Source organism: Undibacterium sp. SXout20W (assembly GCF_049340285.1).
Taxonomy (GTDB): Bacteria; Pseudomonadota; Gammaproteobacteria; order Burkholderiales; family Burkholderiaceae_D; genus Undibacterium.
In genome coordinates, this window is the sequence record NZ_JBMPPH010000007.1 from 116,843 (window position 1) to 138,451 (window position 21,609).

Below are 21,609 nucleotides of genomic sequence, written 5' to 3' on the forward strand. Positions count from 1 at the left end.
CATAGAAAGCGTTGTATGCCTACATTGACTTTACAGACCCTTTCCAGAGAGGCGTTCGCGCCTTTCGGGGAAGTTATCATGCTCGACGGCGCACGTCATTACCCGATTAATCAAGGTACGACCGAACGTTTCCATGCCCTTGCCACTGCGAACACCGAGACTCAAAACGGGAAAACGATCCTGAGCGTCTTTCGGGGACAACCAAGATCATTGCCATTAGCGATTACGGTGATGGAACGTCATCCGCTTGGTAGTCAGGCGTTCGTGCCAACTAGCCAGAATAGTGAGGATGAATATCTGGTCGTCGTCGCCCCACCAGGCGAATTCGATGTCACAACAATGCAAGCTTTTATCTGCCGTGGCTTTCAGGGCGTCAATTATGCACCTGGGGTGTGGCATCATCCTTTGATCGCTTTACATAAAGTCAGCGATTTCATCGTCATGGATCGTATCGGGGAAGGATTTAACTGCGATGAAGTTGCATTAGACGGCAGTTGGTCGGTGGGCTGACTTGTTCTCAGACTACTGAATGACCAAAAAATGCAAAACTGCAGATAAAAAAATAGCCCACGCTAGGTGGGCTTAAATCCAAACCTTAGGAGGTGTTGGAGGAGACAGGTATAACTATATCGCAGCGCAACAAATACACCAACTACTATTTTCGCATATCAATCATTCACAAAACGAATATCTAGTTTTCGCCTGCAGTTCTTATTGGAAATTTTCCGGCTACTCAAAGATTTCCTTGAAGAAATAACAAGCCTTTCAATACTCACCTATTAATTCAACAAAATACCTCTGTAAAGTCGAAAGGTCATTCACAAGATTGATTTTGGGAAAATGTTGATTTTTCCACATGGGAATAAATCAACATGTTTTAATGCTTCCGCTCTGAATATGATGCAGAACATGATGCTGAACACGCGCCAAGAATAAAAAAAAACCCGCGACCTTGCGGTTGCGGGTTAAATCCAAACCTTAGGAGGTGTTGGAGGAGACAGGTGTAACTATAGTGCAGCGCAACATGGATGTCTGCTTTATTATTCGTATACCTCACATCACTCCAACGCATAACTGATCTCAAGCAAGTTTTACACTCGATTCAAGCTGCATTCAAGCTGCGTTCAAGCCACTTTGTACCAACTACTGCTTCCCCTCTGAAACAATTGCGTCAACGATCTGGCTCAAGAGCAAGAATTTATTGCTCTTTTATTATGTATAATTTGCTGGCAAATATACCTCCTTACCCAGAATCTGGTATCTTTCTCATTCAATACCTCACTCCGATGCAATAGACCTGCAACTCGAGAGTAAAAAACAAAATACCTGGAGCGATATCGTTGGCTAGCTTAAACATGGACCGATGACCGCACAATCTGGAGACCGCAATGAAACTGATTGATCCTATCGTTGAATTTCAACACGAAATTCAACAAATCCGACGTGATATTCACGCCCACCCCGAACTCTGCTATGAAGAACATCGAACGTCTGAAGTCGTGGCGAACAAATTACAAGAATGGGGCATCCCTGTCGTCAGGGGCTTGGGTGGAACCGGCGTTCTCGGCATCATCAAAAATGGCACTAGCGAGCGTGCAATCGGCTTGCGGGCTGACATGGATGCATTACCCATGCAAGAAATCAACAGTTTTGCCCACACGTCAAAACATGCCGGGAAAATGCATGCCTGCGGCCATGACGGCCATACCGCAATGCTATTAGGCGCCGCACATTATTTATCGCAATATAAAGTGTTTGATGGCACCGTCTATGTGATCTTTCAACCCGCGGAAGAAGGCGGCGGTGGCGCGAAAGCCATGATTAAAGATGGCTTATTTGAAAAATACCCGATGGACGCCGTATTTGGCATGCATAACTGGCCAGGTGCTAAAGTTGGCACCTTTGGCGTCACCGCCGGACCGATGATGGCATCATCGAATGAATTTTATGTCACGGTCAAAGGCAAAGGGGCTCACGCAGCGCAACCACACAAAGGCATCGATCCTGTGATTGCGGCAATTCAAATCGCGCAAAGCTGGCAAACAATCGTAAGTCGTAACGCCAGCCCGTTAGAATCTGCGGTGCTATCGGTCACACAAATCCATGCTGGCAGCGCCACCAACGTGATACCCGATGAAGCACAACTTATCGGTACGGTCAGGACTTTCAGTACCGAGATGCTCGATATGATAGAAAATCGTATGCGTAAAATCGCTGAACACACGGCGGCGGCTTTTGATGCAGAAGTTGAATTTAAATTTAGACGTAACTATCCGCCTTTAATTAATCACGTCAACGAAACCGCCTTTGCAACTGACGTCATGCGCGCTGTGGTCGGTGTCGACAATGTCGATGCACAAGTAGAACCCACCATGGGGGCCGAAGATTTCGCCTTCATGTTGCAAGCCAAACCTGGCTGTTACGTCTTTATCGGTAACGGCGATGGCGACCACCGCGATATCGGACATGGCCTCGGCCCGTGCAACCTGCATAACCCAAGTTACGACTTTAACGACGATTTATTGCCCATCGGTGCCACCTATTGGGTCAGATTGGCTGAAACGTACTTGAAAAAAGCGACTAGTGCAGCCATCTGATCGTAATAAATTAATGGTTTATAGATATATTTTTCAACCCCAACAACATCAAACGATAGACATTCTTATGGCCGACGAAAAAGACAACGACAACATCGACGCAGCGCGCAGCCCTTTCCTCGAAGAGAAAGCATTTAAATCTCGCACAGTGCTGGTATTTGGCACGATCAACGACAAACTGGCTGCGGATGTCAGCAAACGTCTGATTGCGTTGGCGGCTGACTCCAAAGAGCCGATTACGCTGTTGGTGTCTTCGCCTGGCGGTCACGTCGAATCTGGCGATGTCATTCACGACATGATCAAATTCATCGATGTACCGGTCAACATGATTGGCTCTGGTTGGGTTGGTAGTGCTGCAGTCAGCGTCTTTTTGGCCGTACCAAAAGAACGTCGCGTTTGCTTGCCAAATACACGCTTTTTGATCCACCAACCAAGTGGCGGCGCCGGTGGTCAGGCAAGCGATATCGCCATCCAGGCACGTGAAATCGTCAAGGTTCGTGAACGGATCGCAGCACTAATCGCACGCGAATCTGGTCAATCGCTGGAACGCGTCACGAACGATATCGACCGCGACTATTGGATGACAGCAGAGGAAGCGAAAGAATACGGCTTAATCTCTCGTACAATCGTGAAGCAAAGCGAGCTAGGCTAATCCCGGATTTGTAGGACGGGTGCAACCCGCCTATCAGTACAAAGCAAGTCAAGACAAGGCAAGACAAAAAAAAAGCAGAGGAAATTAATCATTTCTCTGCTTTTTTTAATGCAAATTCCAACGAGCTAACATCCCTCAAACTGTCTTAAAATTCTTCCCACTCGTCAGCGGCATTGGTTGATGACGCCATCGTTTTTGTCGACTGGGATTGTCCGGCACTACGGGGTTTGGCCAATGCTTTCATCGCTGGCTTGTTGGCTTTAAATGCAGAAGCTGCTACCTTTGATACTGCTTTTGGAGGATTTTCTTTGGCTATTGGTCGCGTTTGAGATGCATAGCCATCGAGTTTAAATACGCTGACAACTTCCGTAAGTTGTTGCGCCTGATTTTGTAATGAGGCCGCTGCCGCTGCCGCCTGTTCAACCAGCGCTGCATTTTGCTGGGTCAAAGTATCCATTTCTGTCACGGCATCATTGATTTGTGAAATACCAGCACTTTGCTCCAAACCTGCTGCCGTAATCTCACTGATAATGTCGCTCACGCGTTTCACACTTTCTACCACCTCACTCATGGTACTACCGGCCTGATCCACCAGGCGCGAACCTTCCGCGACTTTGTCTACCGAGTCATTAATTAACTCTTTGATTTCCTTCGCCGCGCTAGCAGAACGTTGGGCAAGATTACGCACTTCAGATGCTACCACCGCAAAGCCGCGTCCCTGTTCGCCCGCTCTTGCCGCCTCTACGGCTGCATTCAAAGCAAGAATATTGGTTTGAAAAGCAATGCCGTCGATAACGGCAATAATATCGACGATTTTCTTCGACGAATCGTTGATAGAACCCATCGTAGTCACAACCTGCGATACAACCTGACCTCCGCGCTGCGCTACTTCTGTGGCTGAACGGGACAACTGATTTGCCTGGCGGGCATTATCTGCATTATGTTGAATTGTAGAGGTAATTTCTTCCATTGATGAAGCAGTTTCCTCTAATGAACTCGCTTGATTTTCAGTCCGGTTTGATAGATCCATATTGCCCTGAGCAATTTCTGCTGACGCAAACGTAATCTGGTCTGTCCCTGAGCGTACTTGAGAAACAACCGACATCAAACTACCATTCATGTCTTTCAGTGCTTGCAAGAGCAAACCAGTTTCGTCATTACTACGGACATCAATCTTGCTGGTTAAATCGCCAGCAGCAACGGTTTGCGCTACTTTCACGGCGTGCTGCAAGGGTCGGGAAACAATCCCGGCCAGCCAAAATGCGAGCGTCAGACCGATTACCAGACTAGCAGCGAGTGAGATCAAAATTAAGGTTCGAGAGTGTTCATAGACGCTGATACTTGATTGATACGCCTTCACGCCTCCCTCAGAATTAATCTTGACCATTTTATCGACGAGGTCACGCAGCTTAGAATTTACTTTTGATGAGTCCCCACGTAACATTGCCACTGCTGCATCGGAGTTATCTGCTTTTTTCAAGGCAGCCATTTTCTCGGAAATTTGTAAATATTCGTTAACATTTTTTGTATAATCGACATACAAACGACGCTCTTCTGGTTCAGAAATTAAAGCTGAATATGACGTTTCGTTTTCTTTCAGGCCAGTAATCGCTTCCTTTACTCTGCCAAGGTATTTGTCAACTTCCTCCTGATTTTCCGCAAATACCATCTGTGCCTCTTGCGATCGGATTCGCGACAGGCGTTCTTTAATTCCCAACGCTGCCTGGACACTAGGCATCCAGTTTGTACCTAATTCAGTGGCAGAATGATTCACGCTCGATAATTCAAAAATCGAGAAGACGCCAATAAATAGTGTCAATATCAGGAGCATCACAAAACCCACTAATAGCTTTGCAGATATCTTAAGATTATGAAAGAACTTCATTTTTTTCTCCGGCACTTGTAGTGGGATGATAGAAGTAAAAACAACTTTTTATTTCCAACGTAAGTCACATTAAATTTGACACTAATACTGCACCTTACGCTGCAATACCCAGAGGTCCTGTGACACGTTGGTCAAACCTGCGTTCTTGATGATCCAACTTAAACACACCGACGACACGACTTAAGTTATCGGCTTGTTCTTGCAATGAGGCTGCTGCGGCAGCGGCTTCTTCTACTAAAGCAGCATTTTGTTGAGTAATCTCGTCAATATCGATAATCGCCTTATTGATCTGATCAATGCCGGCACTTTGTTCGGCGGAGGCAGAGGTAATTTCACTGATAACATCGTTCACTCGCTGCACACTAGTGACCACATCTTGCATGGTCGCGCCAGCCTCGGCGACCAGTCGTGTACCCTGTACAACTTGCATTACTGAATCATCAATCAGGATTTTGATTTCTTTGGCAGCACTCGCCGAACGTTGCGCCAAATTTCTGACTTCGGACGCAACGACTGCAAAGCCACGCCCTTGTTCGCCGGCCCGCGCTGCTTCGACAGCGGCATTCAAGGCCAAAATATTGGTTTGGAACGCGATCCCGTCAATGACAGAAATGATGTCGACGATTTTCTTCGATGAGACATTTATCGAATCCATCGTATTAACTACCCGCGATACGACGTCGCCGCCACGTTGCGCCACCTCTGTCGCAGACTGCGCGAGCTGATTGGCTTGACGTGCGTTGTCACTGTTATGCTTGACGGTTGAAGTCAGTTCTTCCATCGAGGATGCAGTTTCTTCTAACGAACCCGCCTGACTTTCTGTCCGTGCTGACAAATCCATGTTACCTGTGGCGATCTGTGTCGATGCCGTGGCAATTGCATCGGTACCCTGCCTCACTTCACGCACTACCGATAACAAATTCGCATTCATTTCTTTCAGTACTTGTAGCAGTTGTCCGGTTTCATCCTTCGTGTCGGCCCGAATATCGATACTTAAATCGCCTGCCGCCACCGTTTTGGCAATACGAACTGCTGCTTGCAAGGGGCGCGAAATCACCCGTGCGATCCACAAAGCCAACGCAAGTCCCAGACTCACACTAACCACGCACAGCAAAATAATCCACACTCTGGACGACTTATAAATGGCACTACTTGCGTCATAAGAAGCCTGCCCACCTTCGACGTTGACCTTTACTATCTTATCGGCGATAGCCAAAATCTGACCGTTCAGGGTGGACGAAGCACCACGCAGCGTAACAAGGGCGGCGTCCCGATCACCAGAACGTGCTTGCTCCCGCATTTTTTTTGATTCGGCGAGATACTGATCCCATAGCTTTTGGTATTCAGAAAAATAGGACTTTTCCGCATCCGTTGAAATTAACTTCGCATACGCTTGCTCGTATTTTTTGAGTTCAACGGTGTAATCATCAAAGCGTTTGGCGTATTTATCCACCATCGCAGAGTCACCAGCAGATAACACAATCTGCATTTCCTGGGTACGCAAACGAGACATGCGTTCTTTAATACCCATCGCCGCGTTGACACTTGGCATCCAACTGGCACCGAGATCAACGGTTGTCTGATTAACGCTGGATAATTGATAGACGGAGAAAGCCCCGAGGATGCTGGTTAAGACCAATAAGGTAACAAATCCGAGCAATAGTTTTGATGCAATTCGTAAATCGTAAAACAATTTCATGACGTACTCCAGAAAGGATCCAGACATCAAAAAATGCTACAAAAAATCGAACATTTACTCTTACTATACAAGCAATTTGCAGTGGGAATATGACGGCATCAAGACATTTATAATTGTTTAATAATTCCATGTGGCAATAATGCCGCATTGCGAATAAGAAATTTTACCATTATCAACAATCTTAATCAAAATTCTTTAATTTCGTGCATCACTGGTCTTATTGACGCGATTTTAATGACATTAAATATAAAAGCGGAGCCACGAGGCTCCGCTTTTATTAGTCAATCTCAAATCACTTCCAAATCACTATCAACTCAGCAGCGATTATTTCTTCGCAGTATGGCAATCCGTGCTTTTCTCTTGCATCTGGCATTCTGTGATTAATTTACCGTCTTTGTTCCATGCCTGAACTTTCCAGTGGTTTTGCTCACGCTCCATCGTCATAAAACCAACGTCATTGGAATTACTAAAATGCGCTAAATGCGCAGCCGGATAAGGGGTCGCGCCCTCTTCCAATGGCGTTTTCATCGCTGTATCCAAGGAGGATCCGCCATTGCCAGAAACAAACTGCGTCGGATAATCGTTGGAAAAAGTCAACGCCTCAAACAAATGAATGTGTCCTGAAATGGCCACTTGAATTTTTGGCGAAAACAGGCGTGTCGGGTTCACTTCCTGCAGAACGTCCTGCAATGCACCATTGCCCGGCTTCACATCGAGGCCACCGCTACGTTTCTTCTCTGCAGCCAGGCCTAAAATCGGATGATGGTTCGTAAATAAATTAAAATCGGCGTGCTCAGCCAATTGATTGACCGTTTTCATTTGATCGACATAAATCTGACGGGCAGCATCCTCTTTTGAAATCGCTTTATTTGGCGCTTTAGACGAGTCAAATACGATAATTTGTGCAGATTGCCCGGCAATAGTACCCAATGGCACCGCATACGGTGCGCTGTAATCACCGATCAAATCATTCTGATCGACATTACAATCGCGACCAGCTTGCAATGGACGCGGATCCAAAAAACGCCACCAGCCCTGACCAGCACGAGTACAACTCTCATGATTACCACGCACAAAAACCCACGGCGCGGCATTCAATAAAGCCTGCGCCGGTGTGAAAAAATCGGCCTGCCACGTATCCCAGCCATAACCCCATGGGCTACCGGCACATTCTGGATGACCTTCAGGGCAAGGATTTTCACGATATTGGTAGTCACCTACATGCAATACCAGATCTGGTTTGAATTTAGCAGCCGTTTCTACCATAGAACGGAACGCCCATTTTTCACCATCATTGCAGGGCTGGAAATAATTATCCGACGCCTTTAAACGGCAGCCACTATCACCAACGACAATAATTTTTTGTACCGTCGCTTTTGGCAACGGCAAAGTGTGGCCAGCGATACTTGCTACTTTAGTGCCGTTCGACAAAGGCGCCTCGCAGGTCAGCACGACGAATTCGGAGGGTTTGGAAGCATCAGGCTTACTTGCCGTTTTACGCAATGGCATGGTGGCTGCGGCTGCACGAACCGCCATCTTCTGTGCCGCGCCATCTTGCACCAGTACAGGACAAACGCTGTCGGTGGTAATTGCTTTGGCAAATGCTTGTCCTTGCTCGCCCATAACAACCCACGACGCTTGCAAAGATTTGCTGCTGTCATTGCTCGTTGTTATCGTTTGTTGTCTAGGTAAGCTGTTACAAGCGGCAAGTGAGATCAAACTGGCGATCAACGCAGTGCCACGAATCCAATGAAATTTCAATTTTTTTCTCCGATGACGACAAATAAATTCAGGTCTACATAGTATGCGACAAACATGTCAGGACAATGAATATAAACTTAAGATTGGCTTAATAGCCAGTGTCGTTTTTTTATGAATAGTGAACAAGTTTAGTGCGGCCGGTGATACCCGCAAAATCGGGGCAATGATAGGAGCAGCGCGGGTTACACCACCCTACTAAACTTTCACGACCGCCTGATACGCATGCCGTTTAAAATCAAACGAAAATGGATGCCAGAAGCTCATCAGGCGTTGGGTCATCAAGACGCCGGCAATATTGTGCCGCGGCGAAATCCACCAATGTGTGCCAGCAATGCCGCCCCACTCAAATTCACCTTCTGAGCCAGGTGGGTCGATGGATGACGGTTTCAACGTCACCGCGCCACCATAACCAAAACCTTTGCCAGGTACATCGCCAATTCCGGGAAAGCCAACACCTGTGCCGTTTGGCAAATGATTTTGCATCATCAAATGCAACGTTTCCGGTTTTAATAAAGAGTCACCGCCAGGCATCAGACTACGTATCAAAGCCAGCATATCGTGCATGCTTGAGACAAGACCACCGCCACCCGATAATCGCGGTACAGGAGTCACAAATGCACCCGGATAGGGCGATTTCTCTAAACGCCGCAAACCGCGCTTCAAAATATTTTCCGGATCTGCGCCGCCGTAATAGGCAGTCAGACGATCCAACTTGTGTTCAGGCACAAAAAAGCTGGTGTCGTCCATTCCCAGTGGATTGAGTATGCGTAAGCGAATGAATTGTTCAAAATTTCTACCACTCACGACTTCAACAATACGCGATAAAACATCTGTCGCGATCGAATACTGCCACGCTGTGCCTGGATGAAAACTCAACGGCAATGGTTCGAGTACGGTGATCATTTCTTCCAAGGTCTGAAAAGCATTCAGTACTTTGCGTTCGTTATATGCCTTGTACATCATGCTGCCATGGTCTAGCAAACCGTAACTCAGGCCTGAGGTATGGTTGAGCAATTGGCGAATGGTGATCGACGAACGTGCGGGCTCGGTATCGTCGAGGCTGCCCGCATTCGGTTTTAGAACGCGACGGTTGCCTAATTGCGGCAAATATTGCTCAACTACATCATCCAGCGCCAGCTTGCCATCGTCCATCAGGATCAAGATGGCGATCGATGTAATTAATTTGGAATTTGAAAAAATCCGGAACAAATGATCGTCTCGCAGCAGGATATTATTTTCTTTGTCTGCCCAGCCCACACAATGCTGATGCACCAAGTCTTGTCCGACCAGGACGGCTGTTGATACGCCCGCGAGAATCTCGCGATCGACGTATTTTTGCATTGATGAATTTACTTCACTGAAATTGTAAGTCATATCGTTTATGATCAATTTAAATCTAAGAACTCAAAAAACATTGCCGTTGCAGCGTAGCATATAACGCTAATACGAATTGTCGTTAGCCTCAATCGTCAATCATGCTTGTTAAGCATGATTGACAAACATGATTATCAACCCAAATCATCAGCCCCAAAAACGTCATATTACTACTCCGCCGCCATGACCATCTCATCTCCACGCGATTTCCTGTTCTCTTTATACCAAACGGCGGTCGATGCAGTCAGTGCCGACAAATGCCTGCCCGCATTTTTGCCCGCACCACCTGTGCGTGGCCGCACAATTGTCATCGGTGCTGGCAAAGCCGCCGCGGCGATGGCGCGCACGGTAGAACAGCACTGGCACGGCGAGTTGTCGGGCGTGGTGGTGACACGCTACGGGCACGGCGCACCTTGCGAACGTATCGAGGTCATCGAAGCCGCCCATCCAGTGCCCGATACCGCCGGGCAACAAGCAGCGCAAAGAATTTTGCAAATGGTGCAAGGTTTGAAGGCGGATGACTTGGTGTTGTGCCTGATTTCTGGCGGCGGCTCTGCCTTGTTGGCGTTGCCTGCCGACGGTATCACCCTGGAGCAAAAACAGGCGATAAATAAAGCATTGCTCAAAAGTGGCTCAGCAATCGATGAAATGAATTGTGTACGCAAACATTTGTCGGCCATTAAAGGCGGCCGGCTCGGGCTCGCATGTGCTCCTGCCCGCGTGGCCACGCTATTGATTTCCGATGTGCCTGGCGACGACGCCAACATCATCGCCAGTGGTCCGACCCTACCAGATGACAGTACTTGCGCTGACGCTTTAGCTATTTTGCACAAATATGCAATACCAGTGCCCCAAAATATAATTGATCATTTGCAATCAGGACGTGGTGAAACCCCAGACTCCAGCGATGCGCGTTTTGCCCGTCACACCCATCACATCATCGCGACCGCCCAGCATGCGCTCGATGCTGCAGCCTATGCGGCTGGCGTTGCTGGAATTACGGCCCACATTTTGTCGGATGGGATCGAAGGCGAGGCACGTGATATCGGGGTCATGCATGCAGCAATCGCCCTTCAAGTCGCAAAGAAGGGACAACCTTTCCAAAAACCCTGCGTCATTTTGTCCGGCGGTGAAACAACGGTAACCGTTCGAGGCCAGGGTCGCGGTGGTCGTAATGCTGAATTTTTACTCAGTCTGACGCTGGCGTTGGATGGTCATCCGGGCATTTATGCACTTGCTTGCGATACGGACGGAATTGATGGTTCAGAAGACAATGCCGGAGCGATCTGCGAACCGGATTCGCTACAACGTGCAAAAGTAAATGATTTATATCCAAAACTGATGTTGGAAAACAACGATGCTTATACGTTTTTCTCATCTTTAGAAAATTTAATCATCAGCGGTCCTACCCGCACCAACGTGAATGATTTCAGAGCAATTTTGGTTTTGTGAATCTGCCCCATAGGGATTTATAATGTGGCCTGAATACTCAACATGCCTGTTTCATGATGATGTGTGCGCTGCAATCTCCCTACTCTGAGTTGCTGTCGCTGTTTTTTCGCTGGTCATCTTGATGCAAGGGATCAGGTTTTTTCTACTGCCCTCAGGCTATTTTTAGGCAGCTCAATATCAATTTGGGCGCTTATATTCATGTTGGAAAGGTACACGTGACTTCTACTGCTTCACCAATATTGCCCAGATTAGCGCTTGCTGATATTTGTAAAAGCTATCCTGCGGTCGTGGCCAACGATCATATCAATCTCAGCGTTGCTCCCGGTGAAATCCATGCCGTGCTCGGTGAGAATGGTGCTGGTAAGTCCACGTTAATGAAAATCATTTTTGGCGCAGTCAAACCAGATTCTGGTCGCATCCAATGGAATGGTCAGGAAGTCAGCATCGCCAACCCACAAGATGCACGCAAACTCGGCATCTCCATGGTGTTTCAGCACTTTTCACTGTTCGACACGTTGACCGTTACGGAAAATATTGCACTTGGTCTCGATGCAGGCGTCAATATGGCGGAACTGGCCGAACAAATTCGCCAGACAGGTGCCAATTATGGTCTGGAACTAGAACCGCATCGCCACGTACACACCTTATCAGTCGGCGAACGACAGCGGGTCGAAATCGTTCGTGCTCTTCTTACCCATCCACAGCTTTTGATTCTTGACGAACCGACGTCGGTCCTGACTCCCCAGGCAGTACAAAAACTTTTCGTGACCTTGCGCAAAATTGCCGCTGAAGGATGCAGTATTTTATACATCAGCCACAAACTTGATGAAATCCGTGAACTGTGTCACTCAGCCACGGTGATGCGTATGGGTAAAGTCACCGGACATTGTGATCCGGCACAAGAAACCGCAGCCAGCCTGTCGCGCCTGATGATCGGCGATACCATTCCACAGCACACACCTGATCAACGCAGCCAGCCAGGGGCGTCGCGCCTGCGACTACAACAGCTCACCCTCGCCAAGGCGCATGCGTTTGCGACTGCGTTAGACAACATTAATCTTGAACTCTTTGCAGGAGAAATCGTCGGTATTGCGGGCGTTTCCGGCAATGGTCAGCAAGAATTACTCGCGGCTTTATCTGGTGAAGACCGTCGGCCTGCTGCGCAAATGATCACGCTCAAAGGCAAGCCGGTTGGCAATCGTGGCCCGAATGCGCGACGCGATCTCGGACAAAGTCTGGTGCCAGAAGAACGCCTGGGACGCGGCGCAGTGCCAGAGATGAGCCTGACCGACAATATGTTGCTGTCTCAACAAAAAGCGCCGTTTGTCCGGCATGGCATGATTAATTTTAGACATACGATACAAGCCGCGAGCGACATCATCAGCCGTTTTCGGGTGAAAGCCTCAGGGCCAGCAGCGTTGGCGCGCAGCTTGTCGGGCGGCAATTTGCAGAAATTTATTGTCGGCCGGGAAATCATGCGCGAGCCAGAAGTCTTCATCGTTGCACAACCAACCTGGGGCGTCGACGTTGGTGCAGCCGCGCAAATTCATGCCGAAATTCGCAAGCTCAAACAAGCTGGATGTGCCGTTCTCGTCATTTCCGAAGAGCTGGATGAATTATTTGAATTATGCGATCGCATGCATGTGATCGCCAAAGGCCGTTTATCACCGTCGATTGCAACGGAACTGGCCACCAGAGAACAGATAGGATTGTGGATGAGTGGTTTATGGGACGTCAATGCAACCAGAAGTGCTGAGGTTGCCCATGCTTAAGCTTGAATTACGTGCAGCATCGTCGCGCAGCATGGCCTATCTGTCACCGATACTGGCGCTCGCACTGACGATATTTTTTGGCGGATTGGTGTTTCTGGCACTGGGTAAAAATCCTTTGGTCGGGCTGGAAGTATTTTTGATTGAGCCGGTACGCAGCGCCTCGGCAATTGCTGAGTTACTCATGAAAACGACGCCACTGGTGCTGTGCGCGCTAGGGCTGTCGATCTGCTATCGCGCCAATGTCTGGAATATCGGCGCCGAAGGGCAGTTAATTGCTGGCGGTCTGGCAGCAGGTTCGACCATTTTATATTTCGACAATGGCACATCGGGCCTATCGAGCATATCGGGCAACACCGTGCTGGTACTGGCGACGCTGGCGGGGGTCATTGGCGGTAGTCTGTGGGCATCCATCACCGCATTGCTGAAGGATAAATTTCACGCCAATGAAATTCTGGTGTCCTTAATGCTGACGTATATCGCACAATTATTGCTGATGTATGCGGTAAATGGCCCTTTAAAAGATCCGAATGGCATGAATTTTCCGCAATCCAAAGTGTTTTCCAGCGAGTATGTATTGCCACACATCATGGCAGGCAGCCGTTTACATATTGGCTTTGTGGTGATGTTGATCGCCAGCGCCATCATGGCGGTGTTTGTGTATCGCAGCTTTGCCGGTTATCGCCTGACCGTCGGCGGGCTGGCACCACTGGCAGCGCGCTATGCGGGCTTTTCGAGTCGCAAAGCCTTGTGGACGTCGTTGCTGATTTCCGGTGGCTTTGCCGGTATGGCGGGTGCGTTTGAAGTGGCGGGGCCAATCGGGCAAGTATTACCGTCGATTTCGCCAGGATACGGTTTTGCGGCAATTATTGTTGCCTTTATTGGTCGATTAAATCCTATCGGCAGTATCTTCGGCGGGCTGGTGTTATCGCTGTTTTATCTTGGTGGTGAATTAGCCCAATCGCGCTTAGGTTTGCCTTCCGCCATTACTGGTCTGTTTCAAGGCATGCTGCTATTCCTACTGCTCGCTTGTGACACGCTGATCAATTACCGCCTTCGTTGGAAGAAATAAGTATCATGGAAAATTTTGCAGCTCTTATCGCCGCCTCCATTAATTCTGGCACGCCCTTGTTGATTGCGGCACTTGGTTTGCTGATCAATGAGCGTGCAGGCGTGCTCAATCTTGGTGCGGAAGGCATGATGTTGGTCGCCGCAATTGTTGGATTTGCCGTTGCCCATCAAACAAATAACCCGGCATTGGGATTTTTGGCAGGTGCCGTCGCCGGTATGTTAATGGCAAGTTTGTTTGCGTGGCTAGCACTGGTATTGGCAACGAATCAAGTCGCCACTGGATTGGCCTTGTCGATCTTTGGTGCGGGTCTTTCGGCGTTTATCGGTCAGTCATTTGTCGGTCAGTCTTTGGCACCTGGCAGTCACGGTGTACCGTTTCTGGCGGAGATCCCATTCTTTGGCAAAGCCTTATTTGATCAGCATTGGGCGGTCTATTTCAGCTTGGCGCTTTGTGCTGGCATCATCTGGTTCTTGTACCGTACCCGCGCGGGTTTGGTATTGCGCGCCGTCGGTGAGTCGCCAGAATCAGCGCATGCGCTTGGCTATCCGGTACGCAAAATCCGCTATGTCGCCTTGCTTTTCAGCGGCGCTTGCTGCGGCATTGCAGGCGCTTACCTGTCCATCATCTATACACCGATGTGGGTGGAAGGTTTGGTTGCGGGTCGTGGCTGGATTGCATTGGCACTGACCACTTTTGCGACCTGGCGTCCGGCACGGGTCTTGCTGGGAGCATTATTGTTTGGTAGCGTGACGATATTGCAGTTTTACTTCCAGTCTATCGGTATTGCAATTCCATCACAGATTTTGTCCATGCTGCCTTATGTGGCAACGATCGTCGTATTGGTCGTCATTTCACGTAATCCGGATTGGATCCGTTTGAATATGCCGGCCTCGTTGGGCAAGCCTTTCCGACCTTGATAGGTAACATTAAACAAGGTCGTTTTTTGCAGCAAGTTTGAGAGTAAAAAAAGCGCATTAAGTTTTATAACCATTTTTTGTCCACCGAAGGAAACTGATAATGAAAATTTCCCGTAGAAAAACCCTGGTCGCGGCGGTCTCGCTGTCGGTTCTTGGTCTGGTCGCTTGCGGTAAGAAAGACGAAGCTAAACCAGAAGTCGCCGCTGCCCCTGCTAGCGCAGCCGCAGCACCGGCAGCCGCTGCCGAGCCTTTAAAAGTTGGCTTCATTTACGTCGGTCCCGTCGGTGATGCAGGCTGGACATATGCACACGATGCAGCCCGTAAATTGGTTGATGCCAAATTTGGTGACAAAGTAAAAACCACCTTTGTCGAAAACGTGCCAGAAAGCGCTGCCGATGCCGAACGCGTGATTCGCGATCTGGCAACCCAAGGCAACAAGGTTATCTTCGCAACGAGCTTTGGCTACATGGAAGCGATGCTGAAAGTTGCTAAAGATTTCCCAGACGTCAAATTTGAACATGCCACCGGTTACAAAACGGCCGACAACATGGCGCAATATGATGTACGTACCTATGAAGGTGCCTATTTGGCCGGTGTTGCGGCTGGTAAGCTGAGCAAATCCGGCAAATTAGGTATCGTTGCTTCAGTACCTATTCCAGAAGTCATCCGTAACATCGATTCGTTTGAAATTGGTGCACGCAGCGTGAATCCAAAAGCAACGACCAAAGTAGTTTGGGTCAACAAATGGTTTGATCCGGGCAAGGAACGCGAAGCAGCAACCACGCTGATCGGTCAAGGCGTTGACGTGCTGATGCAAAATACTGACTCCGCTGCTGTCGTACAAACCGCGGAAGAGAAAAATGTCTTAGCGTTCGGCTGGGATAGCGACATGACCAAATTCGGTCCTAAAGCGCATGTAGCAGCGTCGACCATTGATTGGAGCGGCTACTACATCCAACGCGTCGGTGATGTGATTGATGGTAAATGGAAATCTGGCTTTACCTGGTGGGGCCTGAAAGAAAATATGATCGACCTGAAATCGTTCAATGCCAACTTGTCTGACGACGTCAAAAAACTCATCGCTGAGAAACGTCAAGGCGTCATCGACGGCACAGCACCGATCTGGAAAGGTCCGTTAAAAGACAATACCGGTAAAGAAGTGCTGGGCAAAGATGCGGTCGCAGATGATAAGTTCCTGCATGAAATCAAGTTCTATGTCGAAGGTGTAGAAGGCAAAGTACCAGGCTAATCAGTAACTTTCATTTAAAAACCCCGCGCTTCATCATCTGAAGCGCGGGGTTTTTTATTGATACAGCGACAAATTTATGCGTACACCGTACCGGCAACCTCTGCCACAATTTTACGCAGCCACTGTACTTCAGCCGCCGCATGCACGCGCTCATGCCAGAGCATAAAAAACTGCATTTTTGGCATCGGAATTGGCATCGGTAAAATCTCTATCGGCCAGTCTTTGGCACATTGCACAGCAAAACTGCGACTGGTCGTAAACACTAAATCTGTTTTCGAAAGCACATACGGCACCATGCCAAAATAGGGGATCGTCATTTGAATTTTGCGCTTCAATCCTTGCTCTGCTAATGCGCCATCAATGATACTGCGATGGCCCATCATGTAAGGCGTCGGCGCCAAGTGCGACATTTCCAGATAATATTTCAGGGAAAGTCCTTTGCTGACGACAGGATGCTTGCGGTTAACCATGCAGACGACTTCATCTTCAAATAATTGCGCAATATGCAAATGTTGTGGCAAATCCGGCCAATTGCCGATCACACAATCCAGCTCGCCAGTTTCTAATGCGGCAGCGTAGTCAAAACCAGCATTTAGGGCATGAATCACTAATCCTGCCTGCGGTGCCAGTTCACGTACTTTTTCCATTACCATCGGGAGGAGCAATACGCTCAGATAATCCGGCGCTCCGAGGTGGAATACGCGTTGCGTCGTCGCCGCCACAAATGCGGGCGCTGGGCTGGCGATGCTTTCCATCACACTCAAACCTTGGCGTGCCAGCAACAATAATTCTTGTCCACGTTCCGTCGCCGTCATGCCATTTTTGCCGCGTACTAAAATCGCGTCACCCGTAATCTCACGCAAGCGCTTCAGCATATTGCTGATCGCTGGTTGCGATTGCCCCAGCTTCATGGCGGTTCGGGTCACGCTACGTTCCGTCAACAAGGTATGCAAGACACGCAATAAATTGGTATCAAGCTGATCGATATGGCGTGCACTCATGCGGTCACCTCGTTGGGTGCAAATTCGACCACGTCACCGTCAACAAACACCATCATCTGCCCGGGGGCAAACTGTGTCCAGGTTTCATTATTGGTTAGGGGCTCAGTGACAATCACTGCCACCTTATCGTTGGGCGTTGTCACTTGAGAAAAATCAACCGTAACCTGCTCGTCCGACAGATTGGCCACCGGGAAAGGATATTGCCTGACGATGTAATGCAATTTGGTTGAACAATGCGTAAACAGTGCCTCGCCATTCGACAACATCATGTTGAACGTACCAAACGCCGCAATTTCAGCCGTTATTTCACGCATGAATTCAGCTAGTTCAGACATCGCTGGCAAGGTCTCACCAAAGCGCCCGCGCATTTGCTGCAACAAATAACAAAAAGCTAACTCACTATCAGTTGTGCCGACTGGTAAAAAACTGCCGTTTAGTAAAGGGGCGAAATTCTTTAAATCGCCGTTATGAGCAAAAACCCAATAACGCCCCCAACATTCACGCACAAACGGATGACAGTTTTCCAGCATCACCTCGCCTTGAGTGGCCTTGCGGATGTGGGCAATGACGTTTTTCGATTTGATCGGATAGCTTTTAATCAAATCTGCCACCGGTGAACTGACTGCAGGCTGATGATCCACGAACAGCCGCACCCCACTGCCTTCAAAAAAGGCGATACCCCAGCCATCTTTATGCTCGTCGGTTAAACCGCCGCGCGTAGAAAACCCCGTGAAACTAAACACGATATCCGTCGGGGTATTGCAATTCATTCCAAGTAATTGACACATGATGCAAAACGTAAAAATAAGTGCCCATACCTTAACATAGGCAGCTACGATTTTGCTGCTAGTTTTTGATATTTACCATGCGGAAAAAACAGCGAAAACACAGTACAGTCGAGAACCTGCATCTTCAAAAGAATCAGGATTTACAACCACCTGTCCCTCCCTCTTGCGGTAGACGGGAGTATTTGTCGACATTGGTAATAGTTTTGAAAAAAATAAACGATGCCCCACGCGTTTTTTTACTGCTTTGAATGAAACTGATTATTCGTACCTCTGAAATCAAATAACTATTTTCTAATTTATCTGTCAAGCTTAGTGACCGGTATTCAGTGGCATGCGCCGAGGGCAGCATGGGCGCGAAATTTTTGAAATTCACGCCCAAAACAAAGAGCAAACCAAAGACATTACGTGGTTCGGTCACTAATTTTTTATCGCTAATGTAAATTTTGACTGATATGCCAATGATCAAGATGATTTGTTTGCGGCAATATTTTTGCCGGCATATCCTTCCAGCTACCGACATTTCCTATAGTAATCGTGGTATCGGGAAACTCTGCGTTGATCAATAGCTTTGAGATGAAATCCTGACCGATATAAATTCTCCTGGTAGAGGTCAAGCCAGCGTATTTGCTCAGATTTACGCGATTATCTTTAATCCATGCTACCAATGAATCCAGATTAGGATGTGTTTTAGCATGAGTATTGACCTCGACCAATGCCGCTTGCGCAAGTGTTGCGATCCCGCTACCATTATTGGCACCACTTAAGGGATCAGAGAAGCTCCCATTACCATCCCAATAGCGGAGATCAACTTGCTGCGCATCGCTATGCCCGCTGTGCATCAACACTGATTTATAAGGGTCTGCACTACTTTGTTTGACCGACGCAGCAGAGATGTCATTGAAAGGGAGTTTTGTCGCCTGCAACCAATTAAGCATTGACAAGGTTGCCCAACTATCCCCGCCTGCTTCGGTATGATTACCAAACCGATTTACATGGCTATACTGGCTCGTTTCAGAAGCTAAAAAAATAGGCGTAAATACGCTGTATCCATCAATATCCATCGGTGTTCCCTCAGTAGCGAAGATCGTCTGATTGACTTTCGCTTTTAGTTTTACGACCAATTGCGTTTGCGCAGATGACAATGGCAATTGCGTTGGATTTAAGGTGAGACCTGAAAAAGTAATCGACCCCGGTACCGTCATATCTGCTTGTTTCAGATAATCTGTGCCCAGTGAGATGTCGCCTGATTGCGTCCGCAACGCCAATTCGACGGCAGTGAGTTGTGCAGTTTGCGGAATATAGTTAATCGTGGCGGGCATGCCAAAGGTCGCTGGTAAACGCGTTAGCAACGGGACAGACAGGTAGCGACCGGCCAGATTACCATCCGGCGTTGATTCGTTGGTGACAGCTTTTCTTGGATAGTGAGCAAAAAAACCATCAGTGGTAGTACCTTTTGCTTTGAACGAAGTAACGTTCAGATTCGCATTACACGGAATACTCACCGTCAACGTTACTTTCGTCGGGAATTTTGCATCATTCACATTCTCTGCTCCGAGGTTGCCACTAATCTGAATATCGCTATTTTTTGCTGCAGTACTCACGTCCAAACACTGGTCGAATCCCATATTTTCTTGCGTTACATGTGTCTGGTTAACTTTTCCTTGTCGTTTGAAAGCAGGAAAACCGTTCGGATACTCAATATCGAAATACCACATATCGTTAAATTGGCTTTGGCTTTGAGTAAAATGTGGATATTCTTGAGAAGCTACGTCGATATGAATGCCGACATTTTGCGTCCCCTTAGGCACTGTGTACGATACCGGACTGGATATAAATGAATTGGTATCGCCGGCAATTGCCGTCACTGAATAAACCATGTTTGCAGAAATTGCTGCAATCGCCGGGTTTGAAGAATTGGGATTCGCGGCTAACGCTTTGAATGATTTTTTGTTTTTGGCAATATCATTTCTGCGTTGATCAAAAATTTCCTCACCACCATTGTAAAACCACGAGGACGCGTAGTTAGCAGTTTGAGGACTGCTATCTCCTTTCAACGGAACACTGTGCGCTGATGAAAAAGTGGTAGGAATCGCCGCAGGCTGCCGGGCAATCGTAACAATTAACGGCATCTCTGGATGACTGAGTACACCAACGCCATACAATGCGACACCTGGTTGTAATAGTACCTCACTCAAAGAATAGGTGTCTGTCGGCAAACCAGTGAAATGCGCAATGCCCAGGCTATCTAAGGTCGCTATCGCTTTAAATCCGGTGTTGTTGCCACTTGCAATAAATTGGACGCCAGCTAAATCAGTTGCTGGACTATGATCAGAATTAATCACTTGCATTTGCAATTCGCCAGCGCCTAACGTGATGGTTTGTTCAAATCCATACGTATTTTTATAATCTGTGGTGGAAAATGAAACACTCAATGTCAGTACCTTGTTCGTCGCCAGATCATTCAAGAAAATTGGTACTGCCTCACTTTTTAATTTGAACTGATTATTGACGGCATCAAAGTTAAACATAGCACTAATATTTTTTGCACCATTCGAACTAGACTCAATAATCAGACTCGCCGTAGGATCAATTTTTTTACCTCCATTCAACTTAAAAGCGAGCTTAGGCAATGAAGCTGCTGACGCTAGTCCGCCGGTTACGCCGGACACGCTCAATGTGACACCATCGTCAGGATGCAACTTGCCATTTTCATCTGCTTCGTCGATTTTGCTTAACTGTGCACCCACTGTGGAATACCATGGAAGTGAGAAAGAATATTTTTTCCCCAAAGATTTGCTCGTCATCACAAACGTGCTACTAGATCCAACATACTGTTCTGGTGGTGAAAGCAGATAGAGGATATTGCCGGGGCCGATTCTAAATTTGGTGGTCGGACCAGTAACCTGCGTCACACTTAAATCCGATGTATTGACGAGGTCTGGATTCAACGTCGATAATGGAATTTGTATCGTCGATAAATAAGCGGCGGCGTACTGCGATCCATCGAGAGCTATCGGCGGCGGCGACGCCCCCTGACCAATCTCGTTATTATCGTTAGTGCCACCACAGGAAATCAAAGAAAAGGCGAAAGCTATATAGATCGCCGACGGACAACATTTTTTTGCCAACTTCACGAAGTGCATTGCTAACCCCTATTTGTTAAAAAGAATGAACATCAGGTGTTCGAGTCATAGCCGAAAATATCAAAATTTTTTCAGCGGACTTCGATGCTAATGTGATTTTTTATTTAACAAGGCAAATAAAATAAGGCGAATTCTAGGATGAAGTGCAATTTATGAACGGTACCGGTTAATGAGGGCAAGATGCGATAGCATTTGTGCCTTTTTGACCGGCCAGTCGAAATTGCATAATGAACTACACACATCTCACCCA

At 47.8% G+C, this 21,609-nt stretch carries 15 protein-coding genes; 8 read left to right on the forward strand and 7 right to left on the reverse strand.

Annotated elements, in window-relative coordinates; all coding sequences use genetic code 11:
- Window positions 1-15: 15 nt before the first annotated feature.
- From ACO0K1_RS06285 to ACO0K1_RS06295, 3 genes are all read left to right on the forward strand, one after another.
- Entirely contained in the window at window positions 16-510 is a 495-nt protein-coding gene (locus ACO0K1_RS06285) for an ureidoglycolate lyase (protein WP_423023826.1), read from the forward strand.
- Between the two features lie 878 nt (window positions 511-1,388).
- Window positions 1,389-2,597 carry a M20 aminoacylase family protein gene (locus ACO0K1_RS06290; RefSeq protein ID WP_423023828.1) on the forward strand — a complete coding sequence of 403 codons (1,209 nt, stop codon included), beginning with the start codon at window positions 1,389-1,391 and terminating at the stop codon, window positions 2,595-2,597.
- Window positions 2,598-2,664: 67 nt separating this feature from the next.
- Window positions 2,665-3,249, forward strand: coding sequence for an ATP-dependent Clp protease proteolytic subunit (locus ACO0K1_RS06295; protein ID WP_423023830.1), 585 nt, complete (start codon window positions 2,665-2,667; stop codon window positions 3,247-3,249).
- A 145-nt stretch (window positions 3,250-3,394) separates the two neighbouring features.
- Here ACO0K1_RS06295 and ACO0K1_RS06300 read toward each other — a convergent pair whose 3' ends face one another.
- From ACO0K1_RS06300 to ACO0K1_RS06315, 4 genes are all read right to left on the reverse strand, one after another.
- Entirely contained in the window at window positions 3,395-5,134 is a 1,740-nt protein-coding gene (locus ACO0K1_RS06300) for a methyl-accepting chemotaxis protein (RefSeq protein ID WP_423023832.1), read from the reverse strand.
- A gap of 94 nt (window positions 5,135-5,228) precedes the next feature.
- A complete protein-coding gene (locus ACO0K1_RS06305) occupies window positions 5,229-6,833 on the reverse strand; it encodes a methyl-accepting chemotaxis protein (RefSeq protein WP_423023834.1) in 1,605 nt (534 codons plus the stop codon).
- Window positions 6,834-7,157: 324 nt separating this feature from the next.
- Entirely contained in the window at window positions 7,158-8,594 is a 1,437-nt protein-coding gene (locus ACO0K1_RS06310; RefSeq protein WP_423023836.1) for a metallophosphoesterase family protein, read from the reverse strand.
- 195 nt (window positions 8,595-8,789) lie between these two features.
- Window positions 8,790-9,935: a serine hydrolase domain-containing protein gene (locus ACO0K1_RS06315; protein ID WP_423023838.1), complete on the reverse strand. Its 1,146-nt coding sequence runs from the start codon at window positions 9,933-9,935 to the stop codon at window positions 8,790-8,792.
- Window positions 9,936-10,151: 216 nt separating this feature from the next.
- Between ACO0K1_RS06315 and ACO0K1_RS06320 the strand changes: the two genes are divergently transcribed.
- The 5 genes from ACO0K1_RS06320 to ACO0K1_RS06340 all read left to right on the forward strand — a co-directional run bounded on the left by ACO0K1_RS06320 (window position 10,152) and on the right by ACO0K1_RS06340 (window position 16,427).
- Window positions 10,152-11,420: a glycerate kinase type-2 family protein gene (locus ACO0K1_RS06320; RefSeq protein WP_423023840.1), complete on the forward strand. Its 1,269-nt coding sequence runs from the start codon at window positions 10,152-10,154 to the stop codon at window positions 11,418-11,420.
- A 215-nt stretch (window positions 11,421-11,635) separates the two neighbouring features.
- Entirely contained in the window at window positions 11,636-13,192 is a 1,557-nt protein-coding gene (locus ACO0K1_RS06325; protein WP_423023842.1) for an ABC transporter ATP-binding protein, read from the forward strand.
- Window positions 13,158-14,261, forward strand: coding sequence for an ABC transporter permease (locus ACO0K1_RS06330; RefSeq protein WP_423023844.1), 1,104 nt, complete (start codon window positions 13,158-13,160; stop codon window positions 14,259-14,261). Before ACO0K1_RS06325 ends, ACO0K1_RS06330 begins: the two co-directional genes overlap by 35 nt.
- Window positions 14,262-14,266: 5 nt before the next feature.
- Window positions 14,267-15,178 (forward strand): ABC transporter permease, encoded by a 912-nt coding sequence (locus ACO0K1_RS06335; protein ID WP_423023846.1) that lies wholly within the window; start codon window positions 14,267-14,269, stop codon window positions 15,176-15,178.
- A gap of 100 nt (window positions 15,179-15,278) precedes the next feature.
- Complete coding sequence (locus ACO0K1_RS06340) at window positions 15,279-16,427, forward strand: BMP family ABC transporter substrate-binding protein (RefSeq protein WP_423023848.1); 1,149 nt, start codon at window positions 15,279-15,281, stop codon at window positions 16,425-16,427.
- Window positions 16,428-16,501: 74 nt separating this feature from the next.
- Here the strand turns inward: ACO0K1_RS06340 and ACO0K1_RS06345 are convergent, their stop codons facing one another.
- The 3 genes from ACO0K1_RS06345 to ACO0K1_RS06355 all read right to left on the reverse strand — a co-directional run bounded on the left by ACO0K1_RS06345 (window position 16,502) and on the right by ACO0K1_RS06355 (window position 21,359).
- Window positions 16,502-17,428 (reverse strand): LysR family transcriptional regulator, encoded by a 927-nt coding sequence (locus ACO0K1_RS06345; protein ID WP_423023850.1) that lies wholly within the window; start codon window positions 17,426-17,428, stop codon window positions 16,502-16,504.
- Window positions 17,425-18,216 (reverse strand): class II glutamine amidotransferase, encoded by a 792-nt coding sequence (locus tag ACO0K1_RS06350; protein ID WP_423023852.1) that lies wholly within the window; start codon window positions 18,214-18,216, stop codon window positions 17,425-17,427. The genes ACO0K1_RS06345 and ACO0K1_RS06350 overlap by 4 nt, the downstream gene beginning before the upstream one ends.
- Window positions 18,217-18,647: 431 nt before the next feature.
- Complete coding sequence (locus ACO0K1_RS06355) at window positions 18,648-21,359, reverse strand: hypothetical protein (RefSeq protein ID WP_423023854.1); 2,712 nt, start codon at window positions 21,357-21,359, stop codon at window positions 18,648-18,650.
- Window positions 21,360-21,609: the final 250 nt, after the last annotated feature.

What these genes read in the sequence shown, in the direction of transcription:
- ACO0K1_RS06320 (WP_423023840.1), top strand. Translation starts at nt 10,152, where the DNA reads ATGACCATCTCATCTCCACGCGATTTCCTGTTCTCTTTATACCAAACG.
- ACO0K1_RS06305 (WP_423023834.1), bottom strand. Translation starts at nt 6,833, where the DNA reads ATGAAATTGTTTTACGATTTACGAATTGCATCAAAACTATTGCTCGGA.
- ACO0K1_RS06315 (WP_423023838.1), bottom strand. Translation starts at nt 9,935, where the DNA reads ATGCAAAAATACGTCGATCGCGAGATTCTCGCGGGCGTATCAACAGCC.
- ACO0K1_RS06350 (WP_423023852.1), bottom strand. Translation starts at nt 18,216, where the DNA reads ATGTGTCAATTACTTGGAATGAATTGCAATACCCCGACGGATATCGTG.
- ACO0K1_RS06340 (WP_423023848.1), top strand. Translation starts at nt 15,279, where the DNA reads ATGAAAATTTCCCGTAGAAAAACCCTGGTCGCGGCGGTCTCGCTGTCG.
- ACO0K1_RS06345 (WP_423023850.1), bottom strand. Translation starts at nt 17,428, where the DNA reads ATGAGTGCACGCCATATCGATCAGCTTGATACCAATTTATTGCGTGTC.
- ACO0K1_RS06335 (WP_423023846.1), top strand. Translation starts at nt 14,267, where the DNA reads ATGGAAAATTTTGCAGCTCTTATCGCCGCCTCCATTAATTCTGGCACG.
- ACO0K1_RS06290 (WP_423023828.1), top strand. Translation starts at nt 1,389, where the DNA reads ATGAAACTGATTGATCCTATCGTTGAATTTCAACACGAAATTCAACAA.
- ACO0K1_RS06355 (WP_423023854.1), bottom strand. Translation starts at nt 21,359, where the DNA reads ATGCACTTCGTGAAGTTGGCAAAAAAATGTTGTCCGTCGGCGATCTAT.
- ACO0K1_RS06295 (WP_423023830.1), top strand. Translation starts at nt 2,665, where the DNA reads ATGGCCGACGAAAAAGACAACGACAACATCGACGCAGCGCGCAGCCCT.
- ACO0K1_RS06330 (WP_423023844.1), top strand. Translation starts at nt 13,158, where the DNA reads ATGCAACCAGAAGTGCTGAGGTTGCCCATGCTTAAGCTTGAATTACGT.
- ACO0K1_RS06285 (WP_423023826.1), top strand. Translation starts at nt 16, where the DNA reads ATGCCTACATTGACTTTACAGACCCTTTCCAGAGAGGCGTTCGCGCCT.
- ACO0K1_RS06300 (WP_423023832.1), bottom strand. Translation starts at nt 5,134, where the DNA reads ATGAAGTTCTTTCATAATCTTAAGATATCTGCAAAGCTATTAGTGGGT.